The sequence below is a fragment of the Tenacibaculum finnmarkense genomovar ulcerans genome, assembly GCF_900239495.1.
Lineage (GTDB): Bacteria > Bacteroidota > Bacteroidia > Flavobacteriales > Flavobacteriaceae > Polaribacter > Polaribacter ulcerans.
The window spans coordinates 1-1,870 of record NZ_OENE01000051.1; the positions used below are offsets into that span (position 1 = coordinate 1).

Annotated in this window: 1 protein-coding gene; it reads right to left on the reverse strand. The window is 31.0% G+C overall.

Translation table 11 applies throughout. The annotated features are described in order from the left end of the window. Positions 1-104: 104 nt before the first annotated feature. The gene (locus DPIF8902391_RS11865) at positions 105-590 is read right to left on the reverse strand and encodes a hypothetical protein (protein ID WP_101931887.1); all 486 of its coding nucleotides are present in this window, start codon (positions 588-590) and stop codon (positions 105-107) included. Positions 591-1,870 lie beyond the last annotated feature (1,280 nt).

The following is a 1,870-nucleotide window of genomic DNA, read 5'->3' on the forward strand; positions in this document are numbered from 1 at the left end:
TGATGATTTACGAACCGCCGTATACGAGACCCGTACGTACGGTGGTGTGAGAGGCGCACTCCGACTATTTTAGTCGGAGCCGTCTACTCGATTAGCACCAGTTTTTAGTCATTACTAAATATATAAGGATAATTTTCAGAGTCTATCATACTTTTTCCATAACCCAAATCTGTTCTTAGTAAACTCATAAAATCCCCAATTTCAACAGGGTTGGAATCTCCAGAAAATAAATAAGGATATTTTTCAAGAATTAGTTTATCATCCACATATAAGTTCAGTTTAGAATAGCAAGAATTAATTTCAACTTCAGTAGGTCTTGTATTTTCAATAGTTCTATTATTAGGGACTTGTGGACCATTCCATTCAGAAGAAGCAAAGCGACGGTTTATTAATTCTATTACTTCGAAAAACACATCTCTTTTTGAGTTTAGATAATTTTCTTTCCTCAATATTTGCTCAGCGGTTTGAGGTTCTAACTCTTTTAGTTTTTTTCCATATTTATAATTCAGCCAACTACCAAATCCAACACTGACAAATCCAATAAGGACAACATCAATTATTATTCTAACCAAAAATTCACTATTAAACATATTTTCTTTTTTTTAATTCTAAGTAACGTTTTTTTAATGTTTTGAAAATCAATTATTTATGTTTTTATAATTGATTTTTCAAATTATTCAATTTTTTCCACAAAAACGTTACCTTAAAGTGATTATTTTTTTGGAGAAGAGGGGAATTGATGCTAACGATTTATATATGGAAAGTACTGTTTTGTGCGTGAGGATTTTCCGAAGGAAAATCGGAATTAACAAAATAGTACTAACTTTTGTCTTAGTACTAAACTAAGTATTTTTTATATATTTTGTTGCAAGTAGTTTGTTTTTTTTCCAATTCCAATTCCAATTCCAATTTTCTGCATTTTCTCAATTCTACAGCCGTTATAAATTCAGATTTTGGATGATAATTCGGTCAGTTTTATTCATTCCGTTTTTATTGATTTATGCGTCAATCTTTTAAATCAGCGGTTGCGTAAGTTTTTCAGTATTTTGCTCATTCTTTAGAAGGTTTTTAGGGAAATAGTTTCCGATTATACTTCTTTATTAGCCTTAAAAAACACATTATAATTTGCGTGATTTTTTGCCAATTACTTGCAACGTTTTATATATGGTTTGTTGCGTATTTGAAGCACTAAATTTAGTAAATAAAAACGGAATAGAAAATCCCCTAAGGATTTTCGTAAGTAGGTTCGCACTAGCAATAAATTATATATTTTGTTAACCTGCGTTTTTTTTTAATTAAAATACCGATATAAAATCTCACATTTTTCAGCGTTTTTATTCGGCGTTTAACTTGTCTAAATTTTCATTCCTAATTGCACAAACAGGCTAAAATTCTGCCGTTTCCACTTCAGAATTACAAACATATTTTTCCGTAATATTTTTCAAAATATACAGCTTTACGATTCCGTTTCTATTTCGCAAACAGGCTAAAATTCTGCCGTTTCCACTTCAGAATTACAAACATATTTTTCCCGTAATATTTGTCAGAATCTGCTGCGTTATAATTCCATTTCTGGTTGCGTAATATTTATCAGAATCCTACTTTTTTAAACCGCTTTTTTTGCCAATATTCCGTGTAATTTGGCTTAATGTAGGTTAACGTTAAAATATAAGAATAGTAGCGTGTAAAGAATCTAAAACCCCCGATTTCGGGGGGATTAAAATAAATAAGCAATAACCTTAAATAAAGCCATATAAAGCTATTATTTTTATATAGTGTGTGTGCCCAGCATGGGCATCTTTTGACTACCGAAAGGTAGTTTATTAATCTAGAGGGTGCAAGTCCCTTATGCGCAGGAGTAACGTTCTGA